This window comes from Methylorubrum sp. POS3, from assembly GCF_043352485.1.
In the GTDB taxonomy this organism is placed as follows: Bacteria; Pseudomonadota; Alphaproteobacteria; order Rhizobiales; family Beijerinckiaceae; genus Methylobacterium; species Methylobacterium suomiense.
Genome location: NZ_JAPRBT010000001.1, coordinates 4,491,515 through 4,506,530 on the forward strand (window position 1 = coordinate 4,491,515; position 15,016 = coordinate 4,506,530).

Genomic DNA, 15,016 nt, shown 5'->3' on the forward strand with positions numbered 1-15,016 from the left:
ATGAGACGATCCCCCCGTCGATCCATTCGGTCGCGCGTTCGGGCGCCACGATGATGCGGGCTGCCTCCGCGGCCTTGATGCCGCTCGTCGAGGCCCGCGCGCTTCTGCTCGCGCTCGCAGGCCCCGTCCCGAGCGAGGCGATTCCTCTGTCCGATGCTCCCGGGCATGTCTGCGCGGAGCCGGTGCTTGCGCCCCGCGATGTTCCGGAGCGGAGGCGGGCGTCGCGCGATGGCTACGCCGTGGCGGCAACCGAGCTCGGCGGGGCATCGCCCTACGCCCCGGTGCGGCTGCTGGCGACACCGTTCTGGGTCGAGGCCGGAGACGACCTTCCGGACGGTACCGATGCCGTGCTTCCGCCCGAGGGGCTGGAAGGGCGCGATGCCGTGTCGGACGTCTTCGTCCATGAGGGCGTGCGGGAGCGCGCCGACGATGTGTCGTCGGGAGATGTCGTGGTCGCGTCAGGCGAGCGGATCGCGTCGCGTCATGTCCTCGCCCTCGCGCTTTGCGCCCTGTCGGAGATCCGGGTTCGGCGTCCGCGCGTGACGCTGATCGTCACCGGAGCGCCCGGACCGGAGGCCTTGTCCGCCTTCCTGACCGCCGCGATCGCCCGGGAGGGCGGTACGGCCAGGACCGTCGCCGTGGCGGATTCGGAGGACGCCATCGCCGCGGCAATCCTCGACACGGACGCCCATGCCATCCTCGTTCTGGGCGGCACCGGATTCGGCCGTACCGATCGCAGCGCTGCCGGCCTTTCCCGCGCTGGCCGGATCCTGGCGCACGGAATCGCTCTGCGACCCGGCGAGACCTCAGGAATCGGCGTAGCGGGCGGGCGGCCCGTGATCCTGGTGCCGGGTTCACCCGAGGCGGCGATGGCGGTGTTTCTGACGCTCGGGCGCCCCCTGATGACGGCCCTGTCCGGTGGCGTTCCTCCCGCTCCGAGGCGGGCGCGGCTGCGCAGAAAGATTGCCTCCGGTATCGGCTTGAGCGAGGTCGTGTTCGGGCGCCATGGCCCGGGCGAGGTCGAGCCGCTCGGGAGCGCCGATCTGCCGTTGCGCGGACTGATCCGGGCGGATGCCGCCATGCTGGTGCCGCCGGAGCGTGAGGGCTATCCCGAGGGAACCGAGGTCGAGGTTCTGGACCTGTGAGCGAGCCCCGCGAAACCGAGGATTTCGTCCGTCGCCTCACGGCGGCGGCCCGCCAGGAGCAATTCCTGAGCGTCGCGACCCAGGACGAGGCGCATGCCGCCTTCCGGGCCGCGGTGCCCCACGCCGCGTTGTCAGCCGAAACGGTGCCGCTCGCCGACGCGCTCGGTCGAGTGCTGGCGCAGGACGTGGCCTCGCCGATCGACGTCCCACCCTTCGACCGCGCCCTGGTCGATGGGTTCGCGGTGCGCGCTGCCGACGCCGAGGGCGCGGGCGCGGGTCGGCCCCGACGCCTCGCTTTGAACCGCGAGATCCTCGCCTGCGGCGTCTCCCCGTCTCTCTCGGTTGCACCCGGAACCGCGACCCCGATCGCCACCGGCGGCGTGATCCCGCGCGGGGCCGACGCCGTCGTCATGGTGGAGCACACCGAGCTCGACGAGGCGGCGCTCGCCATCGACCTATCGGCGCCGGTCCGGCCCGGTCAGTTCGTCGGATATGCGGGTGCCGATATGGCACTGGGTGAAACGGTGCTGCGGAAGGGGCTGCCGATCACGGCCCGCGAGATCGGGATGCTCGCGGCCTGCGGTCTCGCCGCCGTGCCGGTGGTGCGCCGGCCCAGCATCGCGATCCTCTCGACCGGCGACGAATTGGTCGCCCCGGGCGCGACGCTCCCGCCTGGGTCGATCTACGATTCGAATGGAGCCATCGTCGCGGCGTCCGTGACCGAGAACGGGGGCGAGCCGGCTCCGTTCGGCATCGTGCGCGACGACGAGGCGGCGCTCGAACGGGCCCTGCGCGAGGCCATCTCCGGGCACGACCTCGTCGTCCTATCCGGAGGCACCTCGAAGGGGGCGGGCGACGTGTCCCACCGCATCCTCGACCGCCTGGGCGCTCCCGGTATCCTGGTTCACGGCGTGGCGCTCAAACCCGGCAAGCCGCTCTGCCTCGCGGTGGCGGCCGGGACGCCGGTCGTGGTTCTGCCGGGTTTTCCGACCTCGGCGATGTTCACCTTCCATGAATTCGTCGTGCCGCTGATCCGTGCGCTCGCGGGGCTGCCGCCGCGTGAGGAGACGGCGGTGGCGGCCCGCGTGCCGCAGCGCGTCCCGTCCGAACTCGGCCGCACCGAATTCGTGATGGCCTCGCTCGGCCGTGGCCTTGACGGCCCGGTGGCCCTGCCGCTGCCGAAAGGATCGGGCTCGGTCACGGCCTTCTCGCAGGCCGACGGCTTCTTCGCGATCCCGGCCCCCCGGTCCGGGCTTGAGGCGGGCGAGGCGGTGTCACTGGTGCGCCTGGGCGCGGGCGTACGGGCGCCGGACCTCACCATCGTCGGGAGCCATTGTGTCGGACTCGACCGGCTCGTGGGGCTACTGGCCAACCGTGGCTACCGGGCCCGCACCGTCTGGGTCGGGTCGGCCGGCGGCCTCGCGGCCCTGCGGCGCGGGGAGTGCGATCTGGCAGCCATGCATCTGCTCGATCCCGAGACGGGCCTCTACAACGCGCCGTTGCTCGATGCCGGGATGCGGCTCGCTCCCGGTTGGCGGCGCCTGCAGGGCGTGGTGTTCCGGGCCGGCGATGGCCGCTTCGAGGGCCGTAAGGCCGCAGATGGCGTCGCTGCCGCCCTCGCGGACCCCGATGCCGTGATGGTCAACCGCAATGCCGGTTCCGGCACGCGCCTTCTCATCGACGGTCTGGTCGGAGGTGCGCGGCCTACGGGCTTCTGGAACCAGCCGCGCTCGCACAATGCCGTTGCGGCGGCCGTCGCGCAGGGACGGGCCGATTGGGGCGTCGCCATCGCCAGCGTGGCTGAGGCCTACGGCCTGAACTTTTTGCCGTTGACGGAGGAACACTACGATTTTGCCTACGCCGCCGGAGCCGAGGACCGGCCAGCCCTCGCGGCCTTCCTCGCCCTGCTCAGGACATCGGAAGCGGCCGCTGTTCTGGAAGCGCTCGGCTTCACACCTGCGGGGGACGCCCCATGATGGCGCCAGGATCGCGCGGCTTGCGGGTGATCGGACTTGCCGGCTGGAGCGGCGCTGGCAAGACCACGTTGCTGGCCAAACTGATTCCAGTTTTGGTCGCCCGCAGGGTTCGCGTCGCGACCCTGAAACACGCCCATCACCATTTCGACGTCGATCACCCGGGCAAGGATTCGCACACTCACCGGCAAGCGGGTGCGAGCGAAGTCATCGTCTCCTCGTCCCGACGCTGGGTGCAGATCCGCGAGGTCGGCGAGGGTGAGGAGGCGCGCCTGCCCGATCTCCTGCGACGCCTGACGCCGGAGGGCATCGCCCTGGTCGAGGGCTTCAAGCGCGAGAGTCATCCGAAGCTTGAAATCTTTCGTCACGGCAACGGACGATCGCCGATCCATCCCGACGATCCGCGCATCGTCGGAATCGCCAGCGACGTACCCTTCCCGGAAGCCGGTGTGCCCGTCATCGATCTCGACGACGTGGAGTCCATTGCCGATCTCGTGCTCGCCCGCGCCGAGCCCCTGGAATCGGTGCTCGCTCGCCTGGAGATTCCGTGATGGCGCAGCTCACCGACGATTGCTTCGCGTTCGGCGGAAAGCTCCTTCCGCTCGAGGAGGCGGTGGCGCAGATCGCCGAGCGCTTCCCGGTGATCGCCGGCAGCGAAACCGTGCCGCTGGCACAGGCGGACGGGCGCATCGCCGCCGAGGATGTGTTTGCGAAGCACGCGCTGCCGCCCTTCGCCAATTCCGCGGTCGACGGATATGCCGTGCGCCACGCCGACCTGACCGCGGGGGGAGAGACCGTGCTGCCGGTGACCGGCCGCCTGCCCGCGGGCGCCCCGGCGGACGCGGAATGGCCGGGGGGCGCGATCCGCATTTTCACCGGAGCGCCGATGCCGCCCGGCGCCGACACGGTGTTCATGCAGGAAGACGTCCGTCGCGAGGGCGAACGTGTCGCTCTGCCGCCGGGCCTGAAGCTCGGCGCCAATGCCCGGCCCGCGGGGGAGGATCTGCCTCAGCATGCGCTGGCGATCCCCGCCGGTCAGCGGCTTCGCCCGCAGGATCTCGCGCTCGCTGCCGCCACCGGTCATGCGACCATTCCGGTGAGGCAGCGGTTGCGCGTGGCCTTGTTCTCGACCGGCAACGAACTCGCCGAACCCGGAGCCGCCCTGCGCCCAGGCGCCATCCACGACTCGAATCGCGTCCTGCTGGCGTCCCTTCTGACGCGGCTCGGCTGCACCGTGTCCGATCTCGGCATCTTGCGGGACGATGCCACGACCTTGCCGGATCATCTCGCCCGCGCGGCGCAGGACCACGATCTGATCCTCACCTCCGGCGGCGTCTCGACCGGCGAGGAAGACCACGTGAAGGCGGCGGTCGAGACGCTGGGCCAGCTCGTTCTGTGGCGCTTGGCCGTTAAACCGGGCCGACCGGTGGCGGCGGGACTCGTCGCCGGAACGCCCTTCGTCGGCCTGCCGGGTAACCCGGTTGCTGTCTACGTGACGCTGCTCTTCGTGGTCCGCCCGCTCCTGGCGCGGCTCGGCGGCGCGCGCAACGAGGCCCCCCTCGCCTATCCGGTGCGGGCGGGCTTCGCCTACAAGAAGAAACAGGGCCGCCGGGAATTCGTGCGCGTGAATCTCGTCCGGGACGGAGACGGCCTGGTTGCAACCAAATACCCCCGCGACGGGGCGGGCGTGCTGACGTCGCTTACCGGCAGCGATGGATTGGTCGAACTGCCCGACGATGCCACCGGTGTCGTGCCGGGCGACAGCCTCGCCTTCTACCCTCACGTTCTGCTCTGGTGAGCCGCCGGCGGCGCGTAGCCCGGGGCCGATTGGGCGCGCTTCAGGATCTGCTCCCGTAACGGGGCCAGACGCTCCGGCGGCAGGGTCGCACGAACCACGAGGTGATAGGTCTCCCAGCCGAGCGGGCGGAAGTCGAGGGTGAAGCGCTCGGCCACGGCACGGGTCCCCATCCCGACATCCGCCGCGCCCGTGGCGATGAGGGCCGCCACCGCCTGATGCGTGAACTCTTCCGTGTGATGCCCGACGATCGAGTCGAGCGGCACGCTCGCTTCCCGGCACAATCGTTCGAACCAGATGCGGGTGCCCGCGCCACGCTGCCGGTTGACGAATCGGGCTTTGCGATCGGCAATACTGGCGACGTCCGTGAGACCGAGGGGGTTGCCCGGCGCGAACAGCAATCCCTGCTCCCGCCGGAACAGCGATTCCACGGACCATTCGGGATCCGAGAATAGGATATCGAAAGGCGGCGGGGGTGGTCCCTCGGCCCCGTAATGGAATCCCGCGGCATCGACCGCACCTTCGCGAAGCCGTGCCAACGCATCGAGGCTGCCGGCGATCATCAGATCGATGTCCTGACGCGTCTCGAGAGCGTCCAGCAACAGGGGATCGTGGCTTGCCGCGAGCCGGATGCGCACCATTCCGGGTTCCAAGAGGCGACGCAGCCCATCGGCGAGGGCCATCTCTTCGGCAGCGAGAGCGGGCCCGAGCCGAACCTGCGACGATTTCAGCAGGGCGAGCAGACCGTTTCCGAGCGGGGTCAGCGCGCTGCCATGTCCCTTGGTCTTCACCGCCGCCGGGCGCCCCAGCGCGTGCTCGAGGGCTGCGAGCTGTCCCCAGGCCGAGCGGTAGGAGATGCCGAGCTCACTGGCGACGCCTTGAAGGGAGCCGCTGCGGTCGAGCGCTTCCAGCAGGGCTTGAGTCGGCGCGAGGGGGATGTCGGCCCGACCTCCACCGGCGCGGCCGTCGATCCGGAGGCTCACCCTCATATGCAAGCCCTTTCCTATTGATTTATCCGACAAGGACGTAGCATCCGGCGAAGCATGGCGCATCCCTCGGCGCCGGCTTTGTCGATGACTGAGACCTTCCACGAGACGCTGATCCGCCTCTGGTCCCTCGACCGCGACGTCGTCGCGATCGCGTGGCTCTCGCTGCGCGTCAGTCTCACGGCGGTCGGCATCGGCCTCGCGCTCGGTGTTCCCCTCGGTGCCCTCGTCGCCGTCGCCCGCTTTCCCGGACGCGATGCGCTGGTGGCCCTGCTCAATGCCTTCATGGGCCTGCCGCCGGTCATCGTCGGGCTGGTCCTCTACCTCGTCCTGTCGCGCTCCGGCCCGTTGGGAAGTTTCGGCCTGCTCTTCACCCCCGGCGCGATGATCGCGGCTCAGGCGGTGCTCGCCACGCCCTTGGTCTCTGCCCTGTCGCGACAGGTGGTGGCGGATGCCGAGGCCCATCTCGGCGAGCAGCTGCGCTCGCTGCGCCTCTCCGCCCCGCGACGGGCGATGGTGCTGATCTTCGATGCCCGCTTCTCGCTGGTGACGACGGCGCTGGCCGCGTTCGGCCGGGCGATCTCCGAAATCGGTGCCGTGCTCGTTGTCGGTGGCAACATCGACGGCCACACGCGGACCATGACGACGGCAATCTCGCTGGAAACGCAGAAGGGCGACCTCAGCCTCGCCCTGGCCCTCGGCATCGTGCTCATGGGCCTCGTCGTTGCCATCAATGCCGTCGCCGCGTTCCTTCGAAGTCATGCCGCGAGGGCCTACGGATGACGGTGCCGCCGGTCATCCGACTCGACGACGTGCGTCTCGCGCTCGACGGACGATCGATCCTTGAGGGTCTGACATTCGCCGTGCCCGCCTGCGGCGTCACCGCTCTGATCGGGCCGAACGGCGCCGGCAAGAGCGTGACACTCCGGGTGATCGACCGCTTGCTCTGTCCCGATTCCGGCACCCTGCATGTGGCTGCGGGCCGCTCGGCCTTCGTCTTCCAGCGCACCGCCCTGGTGCGGGCGAGCGCGGCAACCAACATTGCCCTGGCGCTGGCTCCCCTGGGGCTTTGCCGCCGGGAGCGGGCGGAGCGCGTGGCGTCGGCCCTGGCGCGGGTCGGCCTTGCCGATCGGGCGAAGGATGCCGCGACGCGCTTCTCGGGCGGTGAGCAGCAGCGGCTCGCTCTCGCCCGTGCCTGGGCCCTGCGCCCCACGCTGCTGTTGCTCGATGAGCCGACCGCGAACCTCGACCCGACCGCGACCGCCATCGTCGAGGATCTCGTGGCCGAGATGGCCGAGGCCGGCACCACCGTGCTGCTCGTCTCCCACAATCTCGGGCAGGTCGCTCGCCTCGCTGCCCGCGTCGTCGTGCTCGATGGAGGGCGCGCCGTGGAACAGGGCCCGACCCGCTCGATCCTCTCCTCCCCCCGAACGCCCGAAGCCCGGGCCTACTTGACCGGAGAACTGCCTTGGACTTCCTTCGCCGCGGCTTCCTGACCCTCGGTCTCCTTGCCGGCTTCGCAGTCGGCGCTCCGGTTCATGCCGATCCGCAATCCATCGTCGTCGCCTCGACGACCTCCACCGAACAATCGGGCTTGTTCAAGCACATCCTGCCCCTGTTCCGGGACAAGACCGGGATCGAGGTGAAGGTCGTGGCGCTCGGCACGGGCCAAGCCCTCGACGCGGCCCGCCGGGGCGACGCCGACGTGGTTTTGGTCCATGACCGCCCGGCGGAGGATAAGTTCGTCGCGGAAGGGTTCGCCAAGGCGCGCCAGGACGTGATGTACAACGACTTCGTCGTTGTCGGTCCCGCATCGGACCCGGCCGGCATCAAGGGCGCCGATCTTCAGACTGCATTCCGTAAGCTCGCCGAGACCAAGTCTCCATTCATCTCACGGGGTGATCGTTCCGGCACGCACAGCGCCGAATTGCGGGCCTGGAAAGAGGCTGGAATCGACCTCGCGGCCGTCAAAGGCGATTGGTATCGCGATGTCGGACAAGGCATGGGCCCGGCCCTCAACACGGCCTCGGCGCTCAACGCCTACATTCTGTCCGATCGCGGCACGTGGCTCTCGTTCAAGAACCGCGGCGAACTGACGATTCTGGTCCAGGGCGACCCGCGCCTGTTCAACCCCTACGGCGTGATGCTGGTGAACCCCGAAAAGCATCCCAACGTGAAGGTGAAGGAGGGTCAGGCATTCATCGATTGGCTGGTCTCACCCGAGGGGCAGACGGCGATTGCGAACTACAAGATCGGCGGCGAGGCCCTGTTCTTCCCGAGCGCCGGCAAAACGAACAAATAATCCGTCAAGCGCCGTTGGTGTTAGCATGAAGAGGCCGCCGACGAAGGCGGCCTCGACTGTGCGGTTCTACGATCGCGGCGGTCCCGATTGCCGCCGCCGGGCGAAAAGCCAGAGGCCAAGAGCGGCAAGAGCGATCAACAGGCTGATCCAGACCCAGTTGAAGTCGATCGCGGCGGCGGTCGCCGCGGGCGAGCTCGAACCGGACGGTCCCGACTCCGGAATCGGCGGCGCCGGATTCATCTGCTGCGCCAGCCCTTGATGGACCGTCAAAGCCCAGAACGGCACGGCGGTGGCGATGGCCCGCATGGGACCTCCCGTTTTGCTCTCGGTCAAACGCATCAATCTGCCTTGAAGGTGAAGGCCGGCGCATCCTGAAGCTGCGCCTTCGTCAGCCGAACCTCGGCATGAACGATCTTATCGCCCGCCAGCACGGTCGCGGGGTGCTTGGAAGGACGCTGCGGCTCGACGGACCCGGTCGCGTCGGTCACCCGGCCGCTATGCTGGTTCTGGACGGCACCGAGAACCTCGTTGGAGGTCTGCGAACCGGGCATCGTCTCCGGCCCCGCCTTGTCCGCCGCCTTCTGGCTCGGCGCCTCGTCCACCTTCACCACCGAGGACGGCCCGCTGGTCAGCGAGACATCGCCCGTGTTCCAAGAGAGTTGATCGAATGGAACGGCGACGGACTTCTCACCCAAGCCGAGGAAGCCGCCGACACCGATCACCACAGCCCGGATCTGACCCGAGCCGTCGAGGAGGACATCCTCGATTTCGCCGACCCGGACGTGATCCATGCCGATCACCGGCACGCCCACGATCTTCGAACCGCGCACCGTTCCGGCCGGGCTCGTGGTCATGAAGGGCGCTGCGGGCTCGGCATAGGCGGGCGCGGCCCATGGAAGCGCGAGTCCGAGTGTGAGGGCGAGGCAGGTCAAGGCGTTGGAACGCACGGAGCGTCTCCGAAGTCGATGGATCGGCAAGGTCCAGCGACAACGTCAGACACGCGGCGGCAGTTCACCGGTTTCGACCGGGGGCGTCACCGTGGTCGGTCGAGCAGGCCCGAGACCACGCGGGCCGTGTAATCCACCATCGGCACGATGCGGGCGTAGTTCAGGCGGGTCGGGCCGATGACGCCGACCACGCCGACGATCTTCTGAGCGCTGTCGCGGAAGGGCGCAGCGATCATCGACGAACCGGACAGCGAGAAGAGCTTGTTCTCCGATCCGATGAAGATCCGCACGCCGTCGCCCTGCTCGGCCCGGGCCAAGAGTTCGATCACGTCCTTCTGCGTTTCGAGATCGTTGAAGAGCAGGCGGATCCGTTCGAGATCCTCGGCGGCGCGGAGATCGTCGAGGAGGTTGGCCTGACCCCGGACGATGAGTTGGCGTGCTTCCGAGGGGCCGACCGTGGTGGCGAGGCCGGCATCGACGAGCCGCTCGGTGATGGCGTCGAGCTCACGCTTCATCGCCTTGCGGCCGGCCTCGATATCGGCCCGCAGGGCATCGAGGGTGCGTCCGCGCAGCCGCGCATTGAGAAAGTTCGACGCCTCTTGCAGGGCGCTCGCGGGCAATCCCGGCGGCAGGTCGAGCAGGCGGTTCTCGACGGTGCCGTCGGTCGAGACCAGAACCACCAGCGCCCGGTCGGCGTCGAGGCGCACGAACTCGACGTGTTTGAGGCCGGAATCGACCTTGGTGGTCAGCACCACGCCCGCGCCGCGCGAGATGCCGGAGAGCAGGGTCGAGGCCTCGGCCAGGGCCGAGTCGAAGGTGTGGCGCGAGGCGGCGGCCTGCATCTGCGCCTCGATCCGCGCCTTCTCCTCGCGATCGACGTCGCCGATCTCCATCATGGCATCGACGAAGAAGCGCAGACCCATCTCCGTCGGCAGCCTTCCGGCCGAGGTGTGGGGCGCGAAGATCAGGCCGGAATGTTCCAGATCCGCCATCACGTTGCGGATCGAGGCCGGCGACAGGCTCATCGGCAGGATGCGGGCAAGGGTGCGCGATCCCAGCGGCTCGCCCGTGGTGACGTAGCTCTCGACAATCTGCCGGAAGATCTCCCGGGCGCGCTCGTTGAGGGCGGAGAGCGCCTGGGAAGAATGACGCGCGGTGCTGAACGGGATCTCGGACACGACCAACTCAATCTGACATGCGATTGTGGGCGCAAGGTCGCCCGCGATCAATCCTTCTCGACGGGCAAGCCGCGGGGCTTCCTCCAAGGCGGTCATGCCCGGGTTCGGATTCGAGCCGACCGATCTGCGACGATCACCTCACCCGGCAGAACGCTAACGATGGCTCGCGACTTCGGTTCGATCGTGATCGGTCGATCCAATCCACCATCCATCAACGCTCCTCTAGCCTGGAGGGATCGTTCTTCCCGCGATGACGGTTAGCGGGGGACCGTGCGCTCCGGCTCGCGGTGCCAACGAAGAAATTTCTGTGTTGTGGAGAATGCCCGTGAAGCTCGGCGCCAACTGGAAGATGATCAAGGTCGCGGCCGTCGCGATCGCCCTGTCGGGGTTCGGCCTGGCCGCCTCGCCGCATCGGGCGGAAGCGGCGCCGGTCACCGTTCCGGCCGAGGCCGCGGCCAGCGCCGGTGAGGCAACGCAGGTCGCCTACGGCTACGGCCATCGCATGCGGCATCACCGGCATATGCACCGTCACCACATGCGCCATCATCACCGTCACATGATGCGTCGCCACATGATGCGGCACCATATGCGCCACCATCACCGCCATCATCACTGGCGCTAAGGCAGCGCGAACGGCGCGGAACTCGCGGGTCGCGCGTGAAACACGAGGCCGCCGTCGGACCGACGGCGGCCCTTTTTGCGCTCGATTCGGAAGGCCGGCGGAGTTGCCGCCCGGCGCGGCAGCGCCTAAGAGCGCCGACTTCCGTTCTCGATCCTGGAGTGTCCTGCGGATGCGGCCGTCCAAGCGCGCGCCCGACGAGTTGCGTGCCGTCACGTTGGAGCGGGCCGTCGCCCGTTACGCGGAAGGCTCCTGCCTCGTCACGTTCGGCAATACCCGCGTACTCTGCACCGCATCGCTGGAAGAGCGCGGGCCGCCGTGGCTGCGGGGATCCGGCAAGGGCTGGGTGACGGCCGAATACGCGATGCTGCCGCGGGCCACCCACGAGCGCACCCGGCGCGAGGTGAACTCGGGCAAGCCGTCGGGCCGCACCCAGGAGATCCAGCGTCTGATCGGCCGTTCGCTCCGGGCTGTCACCAATCTGCCGGCTCTGGGCGAGCGCCAGATCACGATCGACTGCGATGTGATTCAGGCCGATGGCGGCACGCGCACCGCCTCGATCACCGGAGCGTGGGTCGCCCTTCACGATTGCTTGGCCTGGATGCGGACCCGATCGATCATCTCGGTCGATCCGCTCAGGGACCATGTCGCGGCCGTGTCCTGCGGTATCTACAAGGGCAAGCCGGTGCTCGATCTCGATTACGCCGAGGATTCGGCGGCCGAGACCGACGCGAACTTCGTCGTCACCGGCAAGGGCGGTATCGTCGAGGTTCAGGGCACCGCCGAGATGGAGCCCTTCTCGGACGAACAGTTCCTCGAATTGCTGCGGCTCGCCAAGGGTGGCGTTGCCCAGTTGGTCGAGTTGCAACGGAAGGCCATCGCTTGAGCGAACACCACCGCATCCTGTCCGGCAAGGTGGTCATCGCCACCCACAATGCCGGCAAGCTCGTCGAGATGCGCGAGCTGCTCGCACCCTTCGGCGTCGAGGCTGTGTCCGCCGGCGAACTCGGGCTGCCCGAGCCGGACGAGACCGGCACGATGTTCGCCGAGAACGCCGCCATCAAGGCGATCGCCGCCGCGGAAGCCTCGGGTCTGCCCGCCTTCGCCGACGATTCGGGGCTCTGCGTCGATGCCCTGGACGGTGCGCCGGGCCTTTTCTCCGCCCGCTGGGCCGGCCCGAACAAGGATTTTGCCGGGGCGATGGCCCGGATCGAGGCCGAATTGTCGAAGCGCGGAGCCACGGATCGCCGCGCCCATTTCATCTCGGCCCTCGTGCTCGCTTGGCCCGACGGGCATACCGAATTGTTCGAGGGCCGCGTCTTCGGCGACCTCGTGACGCCACGCGGCAATCTCGGCTTCGGTTACGATCCGATGTTCCGGCCCGAGGGAATGAATCGGACCTTCGGCGAGATCTCGTCCGAGGAGAAGCACGGCGTCGATTGGCAAAGCGGCGAGGCCCTGTCGCACCGGGCTCGAGCGTTCGTGACCCTGGCGGCAGCCTGCCTGCGACGGCCGGCATAGGCTTTCGCTTCCCGCCCGCAGGACCTACATCGTCGAACGGGAGATCTCTCCCGAATATCGCTGCCCGGTCGCGACCTTCGTACGGGCGGGCCGACACAGCAAGCTGTGGTCGAGATGAGGGCGGATGAGCCCGCCAGAAGCCCGATGCCCGTCATGACACCGCCCGATCACCCGACCCGCGATGCGGGTTTCGGCGTCTATCTGCACTGGCCGTTCTGCGCGGCGAAGTGCCCATATTGCGACTTCAACAGCCATGTCCGCCATGCGGGCGTCGACCAGCCACGTTTCCTTGCCGCCTTCCGGCGCGAGATCGCGCATGCGGCAGCCCTCGTTCCGGGGCGCACCGTCACCAGCATCTTCCTCGGCGGGGGCACGCCTTCGCTGATGGCGCCGGAGACGGTCGCGGGCCTGCTCGATGCGGTCGCCGGCGGCTGGACGATCGCCGCCGATGCGGAGGTGACGCTCGAGGCCAACCCGACCAGCGTCGAGGCGAGCCGGTTTCGCGGCTATCGCGCGGCGGGCGTGAACCGGGTGTCGCTCGGCGTCCAGGCCCTGAACGACGGCGATCTCAAGCGCCTCGGCCGGCTGCATTCGGTCGAGGAAGCCCTCGCCGCCGTGCGCGTCGCGGCCGAACATTTCGAACGCTTTTCGTTCGACCTGATCTATGCCCGGCCCGACCAGACGCCGGAGGCTTGGCGCAGCGAATTGCGCGAAGCGATCGCCCATGCGGCCGAACACCTCTCGCTCTATCAGCTCACCATCGAGCCGGGCACGCCGTTCTTCGGATTGGCCCGCACCGGCCGGCTCGTCACGCCGGACGATGACCTGTCGCGGGCGCTCTACGACGTCACGCAGGAAATCTGCACGGCCCACGGCTTGCCCGCCTACGAGATTTCGAACCACGCCCGCCCCGGTGCGGAGTCCCGTCACAACCAGCTCTACTGGCGTTACGGCGAGTATGCCGGCATCGGCCCCGGTGCCCATGGGCGGCTCGTCCTGCCGGAGGGCCGGACCGGCACGCTCACCGAGAAGGCGCCCGAAGCCTGGCTCACCCGCGTCGAGGGTGAGGGCCACGGCATCGTCGAGACCGAGGCCCTGTCGGCGGAGGATCAGGGCGACGAGTTCCTGATGATGGGTCTGCGGCTTGCCGAGGGCATCGACCCCGCCCGCTACGCTGCCCTCAAGGGCCGCCCGCTCGATACGGGACGTCTCGCCGCGCTGACGGCCGATGGGCTGGTCGCACGCCGCAACGACGGACGCATCGGCGTCACGCCACGGGGGGCGCCGGTGCTGAACGCCGTGGTGGCGGAACTGGCGGCGTGAGGTTCAGATCCCTGAGGGACCCAGCACTTTCGGCGCCGGGCTCACCACAGCGGCCGCGTTGTTTCGGATTTCGTAGACCGCCAGCGTCCGTTCGCTGAGGCCGTCCGGGCGGAAGCGGAACGTCCCTTCGAGGCCGGAGAAGCCGGCCGGGCTCGTCAGCGTCGCGTCGGCGAAGCGTTGCGTCCCGTATTGGCGGATCAGCGCCGCCGTGAGCGAGACGGCATCGTAGCCGAGCGAGGCGGCCCGCGGCGGAGACGCATTGTAGCGGGCTTGATAGCGCTGGGCGAAGCCAGAGAAGCCCGCCGTGTCGGGGGCGGCGAACCAGCCCCCCTTGAAGGCCGGCTGCGACAGCACCCGAGGGTCGTTCCACAGGGCGAGGCCCATCGGGCGGACCCGTGTGGGCGAGAAGCCGATCTTGGTCAGGGCCGGCGCGACCGCCAAGAGTCCGTCGGGCGTGTCGGGCACGAACAACGCGTCGGCGGGGGCCGCCGAACCCACCATCACCGTGCGAAGGCGCTCGACGGCCGGGCCGGGGGCGCCGGTCGGGTAGTGCTCGATGGCGACGAGGCGGGCGCCGCGACGCGCTACGGCCTCGCGGAACTGCGCTTCGACGGCATTGCCGTAGGTGGATTCGGGGATCAGGGCCGCGAAGGAGCGTCGCCCGGCCGCCGTCGCCTCCTCGACGATGCGGTCGACTTCCGATTGCGGCAGGAAGCTGATGAGGTAGACGCCGCGCGCCGCGACGCCGGCATCGGTCGAGAAGGCGACGACCGGCTTCCCGGCGCCCCGCGCCACGGCGCCCGCGGATTGGACATTGGCGGCGAAGAGCGGCCCGAGGACGATCTCGGCCCCGTCGGCGAGGGCCGATTGCGCCGCTTCCCGGGCGCCGTCGGGCGTGCCGCGGTCATCCTTCACCAGGATCTGCAGATCCGGCTTCTGGAAGTCGTCGTAGGCGAGTTCCGCGGCGTTGCGCAGAGCCGCTCCCACCGCTGCGCCCTGGCCGGTCAGCGGCACGATCAGCGCAACCTTGATCGATCCGGTCCCGATGCGCTGACTTTGATTGGTTGGGGGCGGGGCGTCGGCGTTGAGTGCGGGGGTCGGACGCGACGACGGCGCGAGGACGTCGGACCCGCCGGCGCAGGCCGAGAGGGCGAGCGTGATGAGCGCCACGCCGTACAATCCCGTTCGCCGCCCGCCGATCCGCGTCATTGCCGACCCTCCCGATGC

General features: G+C 69.1%; 16 protein-coding genes. 11 read left to right on the forward strand and 5 right to left on the reverse strand.

Annotated elements, in window-relative coordinates; translation table 11 throughout:
• The first annotated feature begins 53 nt into the window (after positions 1–53).
• From OWC43_RS20850 to glp, 4 genes are read left to right on the forward strand one after another with little or no spacing between them, the layout of a single operon-like run.
• On the forward strand, positions 54–1,145 hold the full coding sequence (locus OWC43_RS20850) for a molybdopterin-binding protein (RefSeq protein WP_393958610.1): 1,092 nt from the start codon (positions 54–56) through the stop codon (positions 1,143–1,145).
• On the forward strand, positions 1,142–3,121 hold the full coding sequence (locus tag OWC43_RS20855) for a molybdopterin biosynthesis protein (protein ID WP_393958143.1): 1,980 nt from the start codon (positions 1,142–1,144) through the stop codon (positions 3,119–3,121). The genes OWC43_RS20850 and OWC43_RS20855 overlap by 4 nt, the downstream gene beginning before the upstream one ends.
• Positions 3,121–3,669 (forward strand): molybdopterin-guanine dinucleotide biosynthesis protein B, encoded by a 549-nt coding sequence (gene mobB / locus OWC43_RS20860; protein ID WP_393958144.1) that lies wholly within the window; start codon positions 3,121–3,123, stop codon positions 3,667–3,669. The genes OWC43_RS20855 and mobB overlap by 1 nt, the downstream gene beginning before the upstream one ends.
• Positions 3,669–4,916, forward strand: coding sequence for a gephyrin-like molybdotransferase Glp (gene glp, locus OWC43_RS20865; RefSeq protein WP_393958146.1), 1,248 nt, complete (start codon positions 3,669–3,671; stop codon positions 4,914–4,916). Before mobB ends, glp begins: the two co-directional genes overlap by 1 nt.
• Here glp and OWC43_RS20870 read toward each other — a convergent pair.
• Positions 4,898–5,902 carry a substrate-binding domain-containing protein gene (locus tag OWC43_RS20870; RefSeq protein ID WP_393958147.1) on the reverse strand — a complete coding sequence of 335 codons (1,005 nt, stop codon included), beginning with the start codon at positions 5,900–5,902 and terminating at the stop codon, positions 4,898–4,900. The two genes, glp and OWC43_RS20870, sit on opposite strands and share 19 nt — an antisense overlap.
• 84 nt (positions 5,903–5,986) lie before the next feature.
• Between OWC43_RS20870 and OWC43_RS20875 the strand changes: the two genes are divergently transcribed.
• The 3 genes from OWC43_RS20875 to OWC43_RS20885 are packed head-to-tail and all read left to right on the forward strand — an operon-like array spanning position 5,987 to position 8,201.
• Positions 5,987–6,682 (forward strand): ABC transporter permease, encoded by a 696-nt coding sequence (locus OWC43_RS20875; RefSeq protein ID WP_393958148.1) that lies wholly within the window; start codon positions 5,987–5,989, stop codon positions 6,680–6,682.
• Positions 6,679–7,395: a phosphate ABC transporter ATP-binding protein gene (locus OWC43_RS20880; protein ID WP_393958149.1), complete on the forward strand. Its 717-nt coding sequence runs from the start codon at positions 6,679–6,681 to the stop codon at positions 7,393–7,395. The genes OWC43_RS20875 and OWC43_RS20880 overlap by 4 nt, the downstream gene beginning before the upstream one ends.
• Complete coding sequence (locus OWC43_RS20885; RefSeq protein ID WP_393958150.1) at positions 7,368–8,201, forward strand: extracellular solute-binding protein; 834 nt, start codon at positions 7,368–7,370, stop codon at positions 8,199–8,201. Before OWC43_RS20880 ends, OWC43_RS20885 begins: the two co-directional genes overlap by 28 nt.
• Before the next feature lie 66 nt (positions 8,202–8,267).
• Here the strand turns inward: OWC43_RS20885 and OWC43_RS20890 are convergent, their stop codons facing one another.
• The 3 genes from OWC43_RS20890 to hrcA form a co-directional block, all read right to left on the reverse strand.
• Positions 8,268–8,507: a hypothetical protein gene (locus OWC43_RS20890; protein ID WP_137829941.1), complete on the reverse strand. Its 240-nt coding sequence runs from the start codon at positions 8,505–8,507 to the stop codon at positions 8,268–8,270.
• 32 nt (positions 8,508–8,539) lie between these two features.
• A complete protein-coding gene (locus tag OWC43_RS20895) occupies positions 8,540–9,148 on the reverse strand; it encodes a PRC-barrel domain-containing protein (RefSeq protein WP_393958151.1) in 609 nt (202 codons plus the stop codon).
• Between the two features lie 86 nt (positions 9,149–9,234).
• Entirely contained in the window at positions 9,235–10,326 is a 1,092-nt protein-coding gene (gene hrcA, locus OWC43_RS20900) for a heat-inducible transcriptional repressor HrcA (RefSeq protein ID WP_393958152.1), read from the reverse strand.
• Positions 10,327–10,651: 325 nt separating this feature from the next.
• Between hrcA and OWC43_RS20905 the strand changes: the two genes are divergently transcribed.
• The 4 genes from OWC43_RS20905 (at position 10,652) to hemW (ending at position 13,789) form a co-directional block, all read left to right on the forward strand.
• The gene (locus OWC43_RS20905) at positions 10,652–10,948 is read left to right on the forward strand and encodes a hypothetical protein (RefSeq protein WP_393958153.1); all 297 of its coding nucleotides are present in this window, start codon (positions 10,652–10,654) and stop codon (positions 10,946–10,948) included.
• Between the two features lie 169 nt (positions 10,949–11,117).
• A complete protein-coding gene (gene rph, locus OWC43_RS20910; RefSeq protein ID WP_393958154.1) occupies positions 11,118–11,831 on the forward strand; it encodes a ribonuclease PH in 714 nt (237 codons plus the stop codon).
• Positions 11,828–12,466, forward strand: coding sequence for an RdgB/HAM1 family non-canonical purine NTP pyrophosphatase (gene rdgB, locus OWC43_RS20915; RefSeq protein WP_393958155.1), 639 nt, complete (start codon positions 11,828–11,830; stop codon positions 12,464–12,466). The genes rph and rdgB overlap by 4 nt, the downstream gene beginning before the upstream one ends.
• 144 nt (positions 12,467–12,610) lie before the next feature.
• Complete coding sequence (gene hemW / locus OWC43_RS20920) at positions 12,611–13,789, forward strand: radical SAM family heme chaperone HemW (RefSeq protein WP_393958156.1); 1,179 nt, start codon at positions 12,611–12,613, stop codon at positions 13,787–13,789.
• 3 nt (positions 13,790–13,792) lie between these two features.
• Here the strand turns inward: hemW and OWC43_RS20925 are convergent, their stop codons facing one another.
• On the reverse strand, positions 13,793–14,998 hold the full coding sequence (locus OWC43_RS20925; RefSeq protein ID WP_393958157.1) for a penicillin-binding protein activator: 1,206 nt from the start codon (positions 14,996–14,998) through the stop codon (positions 13,793–13,795).
• Between the last annotated feature and the right edge of the window lie 18 nt (positions 14,999–15,016).